The sequence below is a fragment of the Paenirhizobium naphthalenivorans genome (genome assembly GCF_007992095.1).
GTDB lineage: Bacteria > Pseudomonadota > Alphaproteobacteria > Rhizobiales > Rhizobiaceae > Allorhizobium > Allorhizobium naphthalenivorans.
In genome coordinates this window covers 337,944-352,901 of the sequence record NZ_BJZP01000002.1, presented here as the reverse complement: position 1 = coordinate 352,901, position 14,958 = coordinate 337,944, and the positions used below count along the sequence as shown (strand labels likewise).

The 14,958-nt window shown below is 57.1% G+C and carries 12 protein-coding genes and 1 tRNA gene; 6 read left to right on the top strand and 7 right to left on the bottom strand.

From position 1 onward, the window contains the following. Positions 1-285: 285 nt before the first annotated feature. Entirely contained in the window at positions 286-2,469 is a 2,184-nt protein-coding gene (locus tag RNA01_RS03540; RefSeq protein ID WP_147178568.1) for a capsular polysaccharide export protein, LipB/KpsS family, read from the bottom strand. A 258-nt stretch (positions 2,470-2,727) separates the two neighbouring features. Between RNA01_RS03540 and RNA01_RS03535 the strand changes: the two genes are divergently transcribed. Then, positions 2,728-3,537, top strand: coding sequence for an FkbM family methyltransferase (locus RNA01_RS03535; RefSeq protein ID WP_170253340.1), 810 nt, complete (start codon positions 2,728-2,730; stop codon positions 3,535-3,537). Here the strand turns inward: RNA01_RS03535 and RNA01_RS03530 are convergent. Together RNA01_RS03530 and RNA01_RS03525 are read right to left on the bottom strand one after the other, a co-directional pair. Further along, positions 3,489-5,123 (bottom strand): glycosyltransferase, encoded by a 1,635-nt coding sequence (locus RNA01_RS03530; RefSeq protein WP_147178566.1) that lies wholly within the window; start codon positions 5,121-5,123, stop codon positions 3,489-3,491. The genes RNA01_RS03535 and RNA01_RS03530 overlap by 49 nt on opposite strands. Further along, positions 5,123-6,190: a hypothetical protein gene (locus RNA01_RS03525; RefSeq protein WP_147178565.1), complete on the bottom strand. Its 1,068-nt coding sequence runs from the start codon at positions 6,188-6,190 to the stop codon at positions 5,123-5,125. The genes RNA01_RS03530 and RNA01_RS03525 overlap by 1 nt, the downstream gene beginning before the upstream one ends. 875 nt (positions 6,191-7,065) lie before the next feature. On the opposite strand from RNA01_RS03525, the gene RNA01_RS03520 reads away from it, so the two are divergent. After that, a complete protein-coding gene (locus tag RNA01_RS03520) occupies positions 7,066-8,151 on the top strand; it encodes a capsular polysaccharide export protein, LipB/KpsS family (RefSeq protein WP_284727989.1) in 1,086 nt (361 codons plus the stop codon). A gap of 94 nt (positions 8,152-8,245) precedes the next feature. Here RNA01_RS03520 and RNA01_RS03515 read toward each other — a convergent pair whose 3' ends face one another. Continuing rightward, positions 8,246-9,541, bottom strand: coding sequence for a tyrosine-type recombinase/integrase (locus tag RNA01_RS03515; protein ID WP_235916385.1), 1,296 nt, complete (start codon positions 9,539-9,541; stop codon positions 8,246-8,248). Positions 9,542-9,664: 123 nt separating this feature from the next. Beyond that, a tRNA-Leu gene (locus tag RNA01_RS03510) sits at positions 9,665-9,751 on the bottom strand. A gap of 329 nt (positions 9,752-10,080) precedes the next feature. On the opposite strand from RNA01_RS03510, the gene RNA01_RS03505 reads away from it, so the two are divergent. Next, positions 10,081-10,611 (top strand): BA14K family protein, encoded by a 531-nt coding sequence (locus RNA01_RS03505; RefSeq protein WP_147178564.1) that lies wholly within the window; start codon positions 10,081-10,083, stop codon positions 10,609-10,611. 49 nt (positions 10,612-10,660) lie between these two features. Here the strand turns inward: RNA01_RS03505 and RNA01_RS03500 are convergent, their stop codons facing one another. Further along, positions 10,661-10,966, bottom strand: a complete 306-nt coding sequence (locus RNA01_RS03500) for an Rdx family protein (protein WP_147178563.1) — start codon at positions 10,964-10,966, stop codon at positions 10,661-10,663. A gap of 126 nt (positions 10,967-11,092) precedes the next feature. On the opposite strand from RNA01_RS03500, the gene RNA01_RS24405 reads away from it, so the two are divergent. The 3 genes from RNA01_RS24405 (at position 11,093) to RNA01_RS03490 (ending at position 12,720) form a co-directional block, all read left to right on the top strand. Next, a complete protein-coding gene (locus tag RNA01_RS24405) occupies positions 11,093-11,269 on the top strand; it encodes a hypothetical protein (RefSeq protein WP_170253339.1) in 177 nt (58 codons plus the stop codon). Between the two features lie 114 nt (positions 11,270-11,383). Further along, positions 11,384-12,085 (top strand): type 1 glutamine amidotransferase, encoded by a 702-nt coding sequence (locus tag RNA01_RS03495; protein ID WP_147178562.1) that lies wholly within the window; start codon positions 11,384-11,386, stop codon positions 12,083-12,085. A gap of 143 nt (positions 12,086-12,228) precedes the next feature. Continuing rightward, positions 12,229-12,720 (top strand): acyl-CoA thioesterase, encoded by a 492-nt coding sequence (locus RNA01_RS03490; protein WP_147178561.1) that lies wholly within the window; start codon positions 12,229-12,231, stop codon positions 12,718-12,720. A 379-nt stretch (positions 12,721-13,099) separates the two neighbouring features. Here the strand turns inward: RNA01_RS03490 and lepA are convergent, their stop codons facing one another. After that, complete coding sequence (gene lepA / locus RNA01_RS03485; RefSeq protein ID WP_147178560.1) at positions 13,100-14,926, bottom strand: translation elongation factor 4; 1,827 nt, start codon at positions 14,924-14,926, stop codon at positions 13,100-13,102. Positions 14,927-14,958: the final 32 nt, after the last annotated feature.

Below are 14,958 nucleotides of genomic sequence, written 5' to 3'. Positions count from 1 at the left end.
ATCAGTTCACGTCGCCGTCCCAATAGGACCCTATTCCAGTTTCCCGGGACTAGAGTACCCGCTGCGCATCACATTTCCGGATCAGGGGCGAGTACGGCTCTGTCGGATTATGAGAAACCTCGGCAGCAGTCAGTAGAGTCGTGCTTCGATCGTGCCGAAAGGCGAACGGGAAATAGGCCACATTGACAATGAAAGACGTCGGCTGTGGCGCCGCCGTCAGCTCTTGCAACGGGTGGAAGGCCAAATCACGGTTGGGTTGATGGTGATCGAGTTCCTCAGCACGCCTCATCCCCGTCCGGTCGGAAACAGTATTCGACCAGCGGCGCGATACCACGGGTTCGTTAGATTTGCGAAGAACCCGGCTGGATCGGCGTTAAATTTTTCTACATCTTTCTTGGAGCCTTTCCCGATCACGAAAGGCCGGACAATCGGGACTAGCGGGCGTCGATAGAAAGCAAGCGGTTTCGCAACGGCAGGTGGCCATACTGCAGACCTTTTAATCCACTCGCGGAATATGTCGTAGATCGGTGCTTGCGGATTGGCGACCTTTGGCGACCCCGGCAGATCCAGGAGTCTCCGCCCCAAAAAATTGACGCGATAGTAATCAATGCGCTCTGTGATTGTCAGCATGGCATTTTCCGTATGCCGGCGTTCCTTCACAGTGAATTTGCCGAATGAATAGAAATCCTCGAGCAAGTAGGAAATGAACCGAAAGCGCGCATCGCCATCGACAGCGAAGCCCTGGGCCAGAAGCGCAAGAACCTCGTCAGCCGTAGATGCCGATCGGTTCAGGCCCTCATCGGAATAAAATGCTTGAGCCGTATGTATCACCGGTTTGCCAAACAAGACGGAAAGGACCCCTACGCCAGAGTTCATGAGCAGCACATAATCCGCGATCTCCAGCGCATCATTGATGTGCATGTCGCCGACGTCAATTGCCCCGGGCACCTCCTCCTTGACCGAGGAAAGCGGGTGCTTCTTGAAGATGACCGTCCAGTCTTTGGGAACCCTGGTTGTTACCTCGCGCACCAGCGATACGAAGTTGTCGAACGAACCGATCGGGCCGGCGAAGAAATTGACGGTCGTGTCGGACCTCGACTGGAATGGGACGAACAATACCTTTTTGGTGTCCGGGATACCAAGGGAATGAAGCGCGGCCCGCTTTCCCATCCGCTCCCCCTGTCGCTCCAGTGCAAAACCGCCTGATGTCTGGTCGGCGATGTAGTCGGTGACACGTGCGAGGCGGTCGGCATCCAGCTCCGACGGCCAGTGTTCACGACGGTAGCGCGTGCTCTCGCAACAAAAGCCGGTGTCGTCGATAAACATCGAATCTGGCAGCGCGCCGCGCTCCACAACCACGAAAGGAATATTAGCCGCGCGGACCTGGCGATAGACCCGCAACCGCTGCTCCGATGCATAGGGGTTGGTGAAGATCACGCGGCTTATGCCGTTTACGCGGCAATAGTCCACGATGTCCATGTCCGCGAATGCCTGATAGCCCTTGACCTCCAGCGAGCCCCATAGAGGAAGCAGCGCCGGGTTGTAGGCAAACGTGCCGTGACCGAAGATCAGTGATCGCCCGCATTGTGGGTCTGTCAACGACGGAAGGCTATCTCGGTCAAGATCGAAGCGGGCGGTTTCAGCCTTGAACAGCGCCTTGTTCTTCCCATGCGCATCAAGGTTGCGCCAGTCCGTGTCTTTTGGATGGTGAGCGTGGAATATTACAATTCCTTTGCGGGCGAGAAGATCGCCATGGAGGCGGAATTGACTACGCCACCCGCGATAGGCTGAATAGTTGGCGTATCCGCCCTCGACCAGGTGCGAGGGGTCTAGCGGTGTTTCGAATTGGTCGGCGCGCTGGGTGAGCCGGTAGGCGTATTCGAGATCCTCAAGGCCCCAGCCGTTGAATTTCTCGTTGTAGCCACCGATCGACAGGAAATAGTAGCGGTCAACGACGATTACGGAACTGGCCGGCAGATAGGTTGTCACCATACCTGTCCCAAGCAGATGCGATTGTAGAATGTCGCTCTTGGAAATCTCGCCGGCCATCGCTAACTCGGTCGCCTGTTCGCTCAGATAGCAGCACGGAACCGTCAGGAAGCGGTTCGAATGCTCGTTGAGGCCGTTGACGCGGATCTCCTCAAGTATGTCGCCGTAAAAACCAGGGTAGGGGAAGAGATCCACATCCTCGTGCATGATGAAGCGGGTGCTGGCGGATTGTGCTCCGACGTTTCGGGCAGATGGTGCGCAGAAGTGTTTCTTCCCACTCTCATGCCGCACGTAGGAAAAGCCGAGCTCGTCGCACGTCGTCCGGATGGCCGCGGCGGCGTCTGACCCGTCATCGACAACCAGAAACGCCACCGTATCGGGGACACTGGTGTCAAGAAGCCTGTATCTGAGGCGGGAAACCATGTCGTAGTGCGTTGCCGCTCGCATGGTGATGATGACGGTGAGCAGTTTCGCGGACATCGTTACTCCTTGTGGTCAACCCGTTCCAAGTAGCAAGACGGCTAGTTTACCCGCCCCTGATGGTCAAGTCGCAATGCCTTCCCGCAGTCACCAGGGCTGACCTTGAGTGCTCCTTTGAGGTATTCGAAGCTTGCGGAGCGCCGGAAAGCAAAATCTCCAGATGGCCGAAACGGGAAGTCAATACAGACGGTTGCGTGTCTATCGAAGTCGGCTATGCTAGCAGGGACCGTTAAGAAGGGTTGCCAGGAGGAGGCGGTTGTGAACACAATTTTGGAACCGGGCACGCGCCGATCGAGGGTGATAGAGGTCAGTGGTAGGAGCGTCACAATCTTTGGTGACAGCGAGTACTTCGAAAAGGCGTCAGAGCTTTCGATCCCACATCTCGCGCCGGTCTGTCAAATGCTCCCGAAAGACGGGATTTGCTTAGATGTTGGGGCCAATATTGGCCTGACAGCATTCTACATATCCCTGTGTGTGCCCGAAGGAACTGTCTACGCCTTCGAGCCGGTGCCGGCCACGTTTGCAGACCTTGTTGCCGGCATCGAGCGTAACGACATGTCCAACGTCAAGGCGTTTCATCTTGCAGTTGGTGAAAGCAGTCGGCCGGTGCTTTTTCGCAATCTCCCAAAATTCTCGAGCGGCAATTTTCAGATCCTCCCGGGGACCGAAAACTCGCGTATACTTCCCACGATAGAGGTGGAAAGTGTAACGCTGGACGCTTTTGTCGCAATCATGGACCTCAAGCGCCTTAGTCTCATCAAGATCGACGTTGAAGGCTTCGAGCTCGATGTTCTTGACGGTTGCGCCAGAACTCTGCAGCGCTTCAAGCCGCTCATCTTACTGGAGTTCAATCATTTTTGTTTGACGACGCAGCGGGAAATGAGCCCGCTGGACGCGCTTCGTCGAATTCGCAATGTCTTTCCGTATGTGAGCTATTTCGACAGGAAATCGAACAGTTATCGTCGAATATCAAGCGAAAGGGAGTCGATGGACTTCCTCAGAATGCATATGTTGCGAACTCAAGTTGATGACCTGTTGTGCAGTTTGGACTCCGGCTTTTCAATTTGAGGGCAGGAGTCGCCGATTTTTTCCAGCACAGCATCGAACTGATCGAACATGTCTTGCCAGCTCGGTGGGTGGTAGTCTGCAATACGCGCTACGGCAGCAGCTCGGCGCGCGGATTCCGGTGCCGCATATTCCAGAATTGTGGTACGCCACTTTTGGAGATCGAGCGGGTGGATATATTCGGCCACCCCTCGAGAAGCTTCGCGAAAGACAGGAATGTCCGAACAAATCACGGGAACCCCCAGGGAGAGTGCCTCCACGAGCGGCATCCCCCAACCCTCGGAGAAGGAGGGGAACAGCATTGCGCTTGCCGATCTGACGATCCCAAAAAGCTGATCGTCCGCCAAATCATTCAGCTCGAGAACATGCGGCTTGATAGTGTCGCACAGTTCGAGCATGTCCACTACGGACGCGTTGTTCCAACCTCTCTTGCCGATTATTATGAGCTTGGGCGTCAGTTTCTCACCCATGGCGATGTCGCGCCATACTTGCAGCAGGCCAAGATGGTTCTTTCGGCCTTCAATTGTTCCCACCATCACAAAATATGGTTCGCTAAAGAGAGCCTTGGGAGTTCCCGCGGAGTGCGCTACATTGTCGGCTCCTATATAGGAAACAATTGATTTGGGCCTCCTCGCGAAGTTAAGGTCAAAAAACGTGTTGACGCGATTTGAGGTGTCAATAGAATTAAATATCAAGAACGCGTTAACCTTATTTATATTTTCAATGCGTCTAATATGATCTTTCTTTGATCCTGGCCGGCAATACTCAGGATATTCAATGGGGATTATATCGTGAATGTATATTATGAACTCCGCTCGATATGCGGTTTTCAGTTCAATGAATAATTCGCTATCCAGAAGACCATGATGCGACATATTCACGTATGTGATGGGTCTCTTGGCTTGTGTGGCCAGAAAAATTGCTAATGGCGTTGCTATTCTACTTGGTGAAGCGGTAATGTCTATACGTTTGTCTTCTGCAGGCGCGACAGCTGGATCAGCTTGCTTCGATGCGGGCCGAGATTGCGACGTGCCGGGCGGGGATGTCGTCCGAGCGAGCGGCGAAATCAAAGACGGGAAAAGGGAAATCGGGACAAATACGGCATACTGAAGGGGTCGAGGCGCCGAGGAGAACCACTTGAGTCGCCTTGGAAGGTAACCACGAAGTTCGATCCTGCAAAGAGTGGACCATCGACCGAATATCGACAGTTCGTGCATCTCCTTAACGTCTTTAGCCGTGACGCCTTCGCGTTTCTGTTTTGGTGCTGGCTGTCTTGCCGGAGGAGCTTTGACCGTAGCCGGCTTGCTTTCGAGTACGCCAAACTTCCTGAATTCGTCTGTGAGATCTATTTCGAGGCTGCTGCGATGAATGTGAAACCACCGATCCCTCAGTTGGGTGAGGAAGATCTCTGCTACGTCCACTGGAACGTAATGGAGCTTACCTGTATTCTGCGCTACAAACACCACTTCATTTCTGAAGTTGGCGAGAAGGTGGCAAGCGTACTGAAGGTCGACACGATCGATGCCCGTTGGAGTTTCCGCGTTGCGCCTGGCCACGAGTCGCGTGAAGTCATAAAGAATGGTGGCCATCAGCGCCCCCACTTCTGGTTTAGGGACAACTTAAACGCGCCATCGACATAATCCGGAGTCTGGAGAACGGTGTCATCCCCAATGAGCAGGCGTCGCCAAAAGCTCTCAGTGAAAATGCTACTCGGAACTGGCAAATATGTCGGGCCATGAGCGTATTGTTCTGGACAATATGGATCCTCGGCGGGCGAAATGAACCGTTTTGTGGTGCGCCCAAAAGCCCGTGCTTCGTGCAAGGAGCCTGATGAGAGGGATGCGAAACAAAACACCTCTGGTGCCCAGAGAAGATCATAGATGTTTACTTCCAGGATCTCGCAAGATGGTATCTTCTTTAAAATCGTCTCAATCTCAGCTCGATCTTTTCTGTGTGGATGGAATTTGTAATATACCTTACCGAAATCAGCGGCTAGCGATAGCAATGCGTATTCTGTAGCTCTCGAACTAGTGATCGTTCCATTTTCAATAAGAGAACTATCTATCTCTAATTGCCCGAGGAATATAGCTGAGCCTGGTGCAATCTTCCGATTTCTATAAACCCGTGCGGAACGCGCTTTAGATATTCGCACAAAACCGTCAATATACTCGGATCCGACAGCCATGCTGGCTATCCTATTTGCGAGTTCATTATCGTTGGAGCGACATCCAAAGAAATAATCTCTTGCGAACCTGATGGGGTGAATGGAAAGGTCAATATAAGTAATCCCTGCTCCGTCGAGAATCTTGATCAAACCACCAGGCATCTCGAATCCGACAACAAGTGATCGGGCGAGAGCATCTTTGATCTCCTGAGCTACGCGTTCATTCCCAAGGGTATTATAGTGTTTGGCCCAACCCGCTGAAGAGAAATTCTCGCTCATTTGGTGGTACCAAGATATCCGTGTCTGTTCGTCAGGGACGTACTTCACCGAGGGGAGCCCGGTGACTTTTGAAACAAACGTGGCGAAGAGCTCATAAATCCAGTCAACGTTTATTGTTTGCGGATTTGGCGCTTTATTTGGGAGCCGGTCGTCGACCTTGAGTAGGTCGGAGGTGAAAACAATTCGATCGAACTTTGAAGAAGATGTCGTCATTGCTACTCCGCTGGCAGATGCTCTTATTGCCCACTTGTGGGGCGTGTATCCTGCGGGCCGCTTCGCGCACCCTCAGATCGGCAAAGTTGCTCCTTTAAGGTATTAGAGCTTCTGATTGCCGAGAGGCTTTTCGTCAATGTGCTAAATTTAGCACGTTCTCTGCTACGAGACTCGTTTGGGCGTTGAGAGTTTTCTGATACGCACCGCATGAACGCGAAGGTGTACTCCCGCCGTTCGCGAGGATTTCATTATATGCGCACGCATGCGAAACAAACAATAGAGCAATCGTCCTCGGCGCGGGTTACGCAGACGAGAAGAGACTATCGCGCTGTGTGCGCTATCGCCGTGCAGGAGACGATCGAAACTGTGACCGGTCATCCGACGCCTTAGGATGATGAGGAGATCAGTCAGGTGCGATTCGCTTTCTCAGTTTCGTCGGCGCAAACTGCTGGTCAGTATCTAGCTGAGGTACTTGGATCGGACGGCAGGCACCGTAAATCTCTCATCAAAAAGGCATTATAGCCCCAGATGTCAAAGGATGAGCAGGCGTTGACCGGCAAAGGATTAAGCCGATCGTCGGGGACCGGGAGCAGGTGTGCCGTGCCTCGTCCCGCGGCGCGACATCCAAGCATCGATTTCCTCTGGCTCGGTGCGCAGCACGGGTGTGCCCTTCGTGTGGATCGGAGCAACGACTGGTAGGGGCCCACGGCAAAGCCGGTGCGGTTCAGTATTGCCCATGTGGCACGCGCTAAGTCCCGAGACCTTCCCGCCAGTATCGGTCGTGTCATTGACCCCGCTGCCGCATTAGACCATTTCATTCACGCTCGGCGACCACTGCTGAGCGCGCCAAATTGACAAGGATGGAGATCACCTAGGTGGATGAAATTGCGAATGTCGGACCTTCACGCCAAGGCAAAAAGCCAACCCTCTTGTTAATCGGCTTTATGCCATGGAAGACGTTCATGAGCCACTGGTTCCCTGATCATCGGGTCATCCGATGTGCGACCGGTCCCATGGCCCTAACCGATTTTTTGCGACATGTCCCTCGGATGGTATCGGACAAGCGAGCGAAGATCTGCGTCTGGAGCTACAAGGAGCCTCGGATTGTCGCTTTCATTTGCAGACTCTTTTCGATTCCGCAGATCCGTGTTGAGGATGGCTTCCTCCGCTCCGTTCAGCTCGGGGCAATGCGCGTGCCGCCGTTATCTCTGTGCTTGGCCGAGCAGGCCCTCTATTTTGATGCGACCGCTGAAAGCGAACTTGAACATATTCTTGAAACTTATGATTTCGCCGCTGACACCACATTGATGGAGCGCGCGCGTCGCGGGATCGCGGCTCTCGTCTCGTCGCGGCTCAGCAAATACAATAGCGGCGAAGCGGTCGATATCGAGGGTATCTACGGGCCAAAAAACAAACCTCGAATTCTTGTCGTCGGCCAGGTCGAGGGCGACATGTCGATGATCAAGGGCATGTCACGCCAGATGACCAACAATGAGTTCGTTCGAGCGGTCGTTGACGAAAATCCCGATGCCCAGGTGATCTATAAACCGCACCCGGAGGTGCTCAAGGGCATTCGCAAGAAGCCGAAGCAATCCAATCCCGACAACGTGCGTGATATCTGCATGGTTCTCGATCACGACGTAGCCCTGGCCGATGCCTTCGAGAGCATTGACCGCGTATACACGATGACCTCGCTTTCCGGGTTCGAAGCTCTGATACGGGGCCTGCCGGTCTCCTGCTTCGGCATGCCCTTCTACGCGGGATGGGGGGTGACGGATGACCGCGAGACTTGCTCGCGCCGCACGCAACGCCGTTCGGTGGAGGAGATCTTCGCTGCCGCTTACATTCTTTACCCGCGCTATAGGGATCCCGAAACGGGCAGCGAACTAACCTTTGAGGAAGGGCTTGCCCTTCTCCGGAAGATGAAAGAGGCTCACGATCAGGGCTCGAAGGTGGGTTAGCCTTCGGACTCTTGCAGATCTGGTATCTTTTGATCACCTTTGCCGCCTGAAGGCATGTATATTCATTGCTATTCGGAGACAGATGCGCCAGTGCCTAAACTGGTGAATCGACTTGCACCGCCAAAGCCGGAAGCGAAGTTCCCACACCATCCACGATTTCCGCAATCCGCTCCGACCACCAGGCTGCCATTTTGAGGCGCTCGTCCCAGTAGGAGGCACGATGGTAGGCACGGCGGACCGCATTGCCGCTCAAGTGGGCCAACTCGGCCTCGATGGCGTCGGCACTCCAGAGGCCACTCTCGTTCAGCAGCGTTGATGCCGTCGCGCGAAAGCCGTGGGAGGTGGCGTCGTCCTTGCTGAAACCCATTCGCCTGAGTGCCAGGTTCATGGTGTTCTCGCTGATCGGCCGCTCAGTCGATGTACTGGATGGAAAGACCAGGCGCAGAGTGCCGGTGTGATAGCGCTGCGCCCGCAAGATCTCCATCGCCAGGGGCGGCAACGGTTTCTTGTGGGGGCGCCGCATTTTTGCGCGCTCCGCGGGGATTATCCAAACCCCGTTGTCGAGATCGAATTCACTCCATTCCGCCTGCCGCAATTCACCGGGTCGCGGATAGAGCAGGGCCATCAGCTTCAAGGCCGCACAGGTTTCCTGAGTACCCGAGTAGATCCAGATTGATTTCAGCAATTTGGCAAAGACGGTCCAGTCCGTGACTGCCGCCTGATGTGTGACTTTCGGAGCGATGATGGCACCCCTTAGGCCGAAAGTCGGATCATTCTCGGCTCGCGCGGTGGCAATGGCGTAACGAAAGACTTGACTTATCACGGCGCGCAGGCGCCTCGCGGTTTCATAATTGCCTTGCGCCTCCACGCGGCGGAGCGGGACGAGGATATCCGATGCCGAAATCTCGGTAATCTGTTTTGCTCCGAGATCAATCGTTGCAAGGCTCACCAGCCAGCGTTTTTTTCCAAGGGTTGCCGCAGATTTGCCTTCCCGCTCGTTCTTGACCAGCAGCTCTTCAGCCAGAGCAGCGAAGCTGTCTGTTACTACGCGTTCGCGAGCGACCTTCTCCTCCTTCTTTTTCTCGGAAGGGTCCACGCCATCTGCGAGGAGCTTTCGTGCGGTATCCCGTCTCGATCGTGCCTCGGCGAGTGACACATCGGGCCACGTTCCGAATGAAAGCTGCTTTTGTTTCCCGTCGAAGCGATAAACCATGCGCCAGAGCTTACTCCCCGTAGGGCTGACGACCAGCAGTAGGCCGCCGGTATCCCCGTGCTTGGTGGGCTTGGTCGATGGTTTCAACGCTCGAATGCGTGCATCGTTTAAAGGCATGGCCTTGCATCCTGTTTGCCAACTGATGGCACCACAGCAAAATGCCATCAAAAATGCCATCAATTTGTTTGGATGCCACTGGTCGCCCCTGGACGCGAAGGGACGAAAATCCTGAAAACGGCAACAAAAAACCCCGCTTTCGCGGGGTTTTTGGATTTTCCGGGACTATCCGGAACATGAAACTGGTGCCCAGAAGAGGACTCGAACCTCCACACCCTTTCGAGTACCAGCACCTGAAGCTGGCGCGTCTACCAATTCCGCCATCTGGGCGACGAGGAGCCGTGTAAAGGCAGCGACTCCGACTGTCAACCGGCTTTTTGAAGTTTTCGTGTCGATCGCCGGAAGACCGCCCGGAAAGCCCCAAACTCTCGGATTTCGCCATGAAAAAAACTTTCGAACCTGCGGAGACCCAACGGCTGCCAAGGCGGAACGGCACGTCTTGGAAAAGCCATCATCGCTCCCGAATTCTCTGATGCTTCGTCTGTTCGGCAAGGACCGGTCCTGGTCGGCGCTGGACAAGGTGAAGTCGCTGGGCATTTTGCAGAAACGGAGGGTGGTCCTCCGCCAAGGCCGAATGCTCCGTTTCCTGAAGGAGCGTCATGAACAAACTGGTCCATATGCTGCTAGGCTCGCTGCTCGGCCTCGCCGGCTTGCTTGCCGGCCCGGCCCAGGCGGCCCCCGGTCTTTCTCCATTCGCCCGGCTGCCGGTCGGAGCATCGGATGTGGTGAAGGTCGAAGTCGTTTGCGACCGTAACGGCTGCTACGACACCTATCGCCGCCCACCCCCACCACCGGGCTGGGATGACGGCTACCGTCGTCCGCCACCGCCGCCGATCTACCGCCGCCCACCCCCGCCGCCGGGCTGGGATGACGGCTACCGTCGTCCGCCACCGCCGCCGACCTACCGCCGTCCACCCCCGCCACCGGGCTGGGATGATGGCTACCGGCGTCCACCACCACCACCGATCTATCGTCGGCCTCCGCCGCCTCCGCCTCCGGTCTACGGTGGTCGCAGGTCGAGTCGGCACATCGAATGGTGCCTCAACCGCTACCGTTCGTACAATCCGCAGACCAATCGCTTTCTGTCGACGGACGGTTACTTCAAGGTCTGCCGCTCACCCTATAACTGAGCGGATAGACGATTGGGACGGGCGGGGAGCGATCCCCGCCCGCCTCCGTTCAAACCGCGGTTTCGGCGGAAGGCGTCGTGCGGTCGGCATGGCCAAGGTCGCGCTCCGGATCGATCACGTCACGCACTTTCTGCTTGAGTTCCCTGGGGCCGGGAAAGCCGCCGTCACGCTTGCGTTCCCAGATCAGGTCGCCGTTGATGCGGATTTCGAAATTACCGCCGGTACCAGGGATGAGAGAGACCTCGCCAAGGCTTTCTCCGAAGGTCTGCAGCAGTTCCTGGGCCATCCAGCCGGCGCGCAGCAGCCAGTTGCACTGGGTGCAGTAAAGGATGGTGATGCGGGGCTTCTCGGTCATTGTCGTATTCCAAGTGAATGGTGGTTTTCTCGAAAAAGTAAACGAATAAAATCATGTTTTGTGCTGCACCGCAATTGAGCCGACGCGGGCGCGGCTGCGTGACTTGCGAGGAAACGCAGATAAGGAATGATAGCGTATTTACCCCATCGGTCGCAGCTGGCGGCCGTGCGGCTGGTCACCGTCTATTCCCATGGTCTTTCCGGCGCCGGGAAATCCAACCTTCGGACCGCCATCTTCCTGTTCTTCGCCGTCTGCGGCGGTAGCCACCACTCGCTGGATGCGAGGCTGAAGAAGACCTTCTGAGGCCTGTCCCGAGAATAGGGCCGGCGGTGCCTCCTGTCGTCGTGCAGGCTCTTGAAGGTGGGCGCCGAACATGATCATGTCGCAGCGCAACGAGAAGAGGGCAAGGGACAGGCAATGCGCGTCGCGATCATCGAGAACACCCGCTATTCGGATCCGGGGCAGGTGGGCGTAGCGCTCGCCGAGGCTGGCGCTCAGGTAGAGGTGATCCGTGCCTATGCCGGCGAGGCATTGCCTGGCTCGCCTGATACGCATGACGCGCTTGTTGTCTTCGGCGGTGAGCAAAATGCGCGCGACGACGACAAGCATCCCTATCTGCCGCAACTGGCCGCTTTGATGCGAGCCTACGGCGAGGCGGACAAGGCGGTTCTCGGCATCTGCCTCGGCAGTCAGCTTCTGGCGCGGGGCTTCGGCGGCGATAATCTGATCGGTGCGGCTCCGGAATTCGGCTGGCAGACGATCGAGCCCACCGCAGCGGGCCTTGCAGACCCGGTGCTTGTGGCGGCGGGGGCTCGCCCCTTCCTGTCCTTCCAGTGGCACGACGACACGTTCTCGCTGCCGCCGGACGCCGTGCATCTCGCCGGAAACCAGAGCGCCCGTCACCAGGCCTTCCGCGTCGGGCGGGCGGCCTATGGCATGCAATTCCATTTCGAGGCGCATCGTGGCGTGGTGGAGACTTGGAACGCTCTTTTCCCCGACCTGGTCGAGCGGAAGCAGCCGGGTTGGCTCGCCCGGCACCCTGAATATGCCGCCACGCAAGGCGCGCAAGCCGATGCCGCCGGCCTGGCGATCGCCCGCGCCTGGGTGGCCCTGATCTGAGCGGGCGTCGTGGCGCGCGAGATCGGCAAACATGTGCCCGGCCCCTTCTCCGCTCCGCCGGTCCGGGGGGGCAGCCTCTTTTCACCGACTCCTGCCACCCCTAGACTGATGCGGACCAGACCCGCCGCTGAAAGGACATAAGAATGGATCGCGCCCATGACCCAAGCCAACTCGATATGGTCGTGCTGATGACGCCGGACATGGCGAATTTCTCCGGCAAGGTACATGGCGGGGCGCTGCTGAACATCCTCGACCGGGTCGCCTATTCCTGCGCCTCGCGCTTTTCCCAGCAGTATGCCGTGACCCTTTCGGTCGACCAGGTGGTGTTCCGCCAGCCGATCCACGTCGGTGAGCTCGTCACCTTCCTCGCCTCGGTCAATTATGCCGGGCGCACCTCGATGGAAATCGGTATCCGGGTCGAAGCGGAAGACATCCGCAGCGGCGAGCGCCGCCACACCAATTCCTGCTATTTTACCATGGTCGCCGTCGATGAGGCCGGCAAGCCAACCACGGTTCCAACACTCATGGCCGATACGCCGAAGAAGAAAAGACGCCAACGCGCAGCCGAGGAGCGCCGGGCGCTCCGGCGCGAATTCGAGGCGCGCTTTGAGAAGGCGAAAGCAGGCGCGGAGTGAAGGGCCGATATTCTCCAGGTCAAATCCGTGACTGGGATAGGGGAGCTGTCACGTGCGAAGCCAGATCATCGAAAAAGACTGACCGCAGGTCCACGGCAAGAAGGCTATCGCTTTTGGGTCGATAGACGTGGAATCGCGCCATCAGAATTGCCGGTACGCGGCGAAGGGTAACCCATGCCTTTCGGCATTTCGCGCTCCGCCCTGATGCTATCGGTGCTCTCCCTCCGCCGGAGGCGTTCCTTCTCTGCCTTGATCACCCGGCCATGGCCCTTGCGACCAGCGTATGGTCAAGCGAGACCGCAGTCGCCTTGCGAACGCAGGAACTCATACACGTCCCCATCGGAATGACGGAGTGGCGCAGGGGGGGAGGGAGAAGCCCTCACTCGTCGCTCATCTTCAGCGCGGCAATAAACGCTTCCTGCGGGATCTCGACCTTGCCGAACTGGCGCATGCGCTTCTTACCGGCCTTCTGTTTGTCCAGAAGCTTGCGCTTGCGGGTGGCGTCGCCGCCGTAGCACTTGGCGGTCACGTCCTTGCGCATGGCTGAGATCGTCTCGCGAGCGATGACATTGCCGCCGATGGCTGCCTGGATCGGGATCTTGAACATGTGGCGCGGAATCAGATCCTTGAGCTTTTCGCACATGTCTCGGCCGCGCTTTTCCGCCGCTGAGCGGTGGACCAGCATCGAGAGCGCGTCGACCGGCTCACCATTGACCATGATCGACATCTTGACGAGGTTGCCCTCGCGATAGGTGTCGAGATGGTAGTCGAAGGAGGCGTAGCCCTTGGAGATCGACTTCAGGCGGTCGTAGAAATCGAAGACCACTTCGTTGAGCGGCAGCTCATAGGTGAGCATGGCTCGTTTGCCGACATAGGTGAGTTCCGTCTGGATACCACGTCGGTCCTGGCAGAGCTTCAGGATGCCGCCGAGATAGTCGTCGGGGGTAAGGATCGTTGCCTTGATCCAAGGCTCGCGGATCTCGGCGATTTTGACGACATCAGGCATATCGGCCGGGTTGTGCAACTCGCGCTCGGTGCCATCGGTCATCGTCAGCTGGTAAACAACAGATGGGGCCGTGGCGATCAGATCGAGATTGAACTCGCGCTCAAGGCGCTCCTGGATGATTTCCAGGTGTAAAAGGCCAAGGAAGCCGCAGCGGAAGCCGAACCCGAGCGCTGCCGATGATTCCATTTCAAACGAGAAGCTCGCGTCATTGAGGCGCAGCTTGCCCATGGCCGAGCGCAGGTCCTCGAAGTCGGCCGCATCGACCGGGAACAGACCGCAGAATACCACCGGCTGCGCTGGCTTGAAGCCCGGCAGCATCTTGGCGGTCGGGCGCTTGTCTTCGGTGATGGTGTCGCCGACGCGGGTGTCGGCCACTTCCTTGATCGAACCAGTGAAGAAACCGATTTCGCCGGGGCCGAGGCTGTCGACGGCCAGCATTTTCGGGGTCAGAACGCCGACGCGCTCGACCTGGTATTTTGCGTCCGTGCCCATCATGCGGATGGTCTGGCCCTTGGAGAGCACACCATCGAGAATACGCACTAGAACCATGACGCCGAGATAGGTGTCGTACCAGCTGTCGACCAACAGTGCCTTCAGCGGGCCTTTTTCGCCCTCTTCGCTTTTCGGCGGTGGCAGCTGGTGGACGATCGCTTCGAGTACATCGGGAATGCCAAGGCCGGTCTTGGCCGAGATCAGCACCGCTTGCGAGGCATCGATGCCGATCACTTCCTCGATCTGTTCTTTGATTCGTTCAGGCTCGGCCGCCGGCAGGTCGATCTTGTTGAGAACAGTGACGATCTCGTGGTCATTGTCGATCGCCTGGTAGACGTTTGCCAGCGTCTGGGCTTCGACGCCCTGCGATGCATCGACGACGAGCAATGAGCCTTCGCAGGCGGAAAGCGAGCGCGACACTTCATAGGCGAAATCGACATGGCCGGGGGTGTCAATCAGGTTGAGCACATAGGTTTCGCCATTGTTGGCCTTGTAGTGCAGGCGCACCGTCTGGGCCTTGATGGTAATGCCGCGCTCGCGTTCGATATCCATCGAGTCGAGGACCTGTTCCGACATGTCGCGCTCTGCCAGGCCGCCGCAGGTCTGGATCAGCCGGTCGGCAAGCGTCGACTTGCCGTGGTCGATATGCGCCACGATCGAGAAGTTGCGGATATGGTCAAGGGGCGTGCGGGGCGAATTTGTGCTCATGGTTGCGCATATAGCAGTGGCGCATCGGCCAG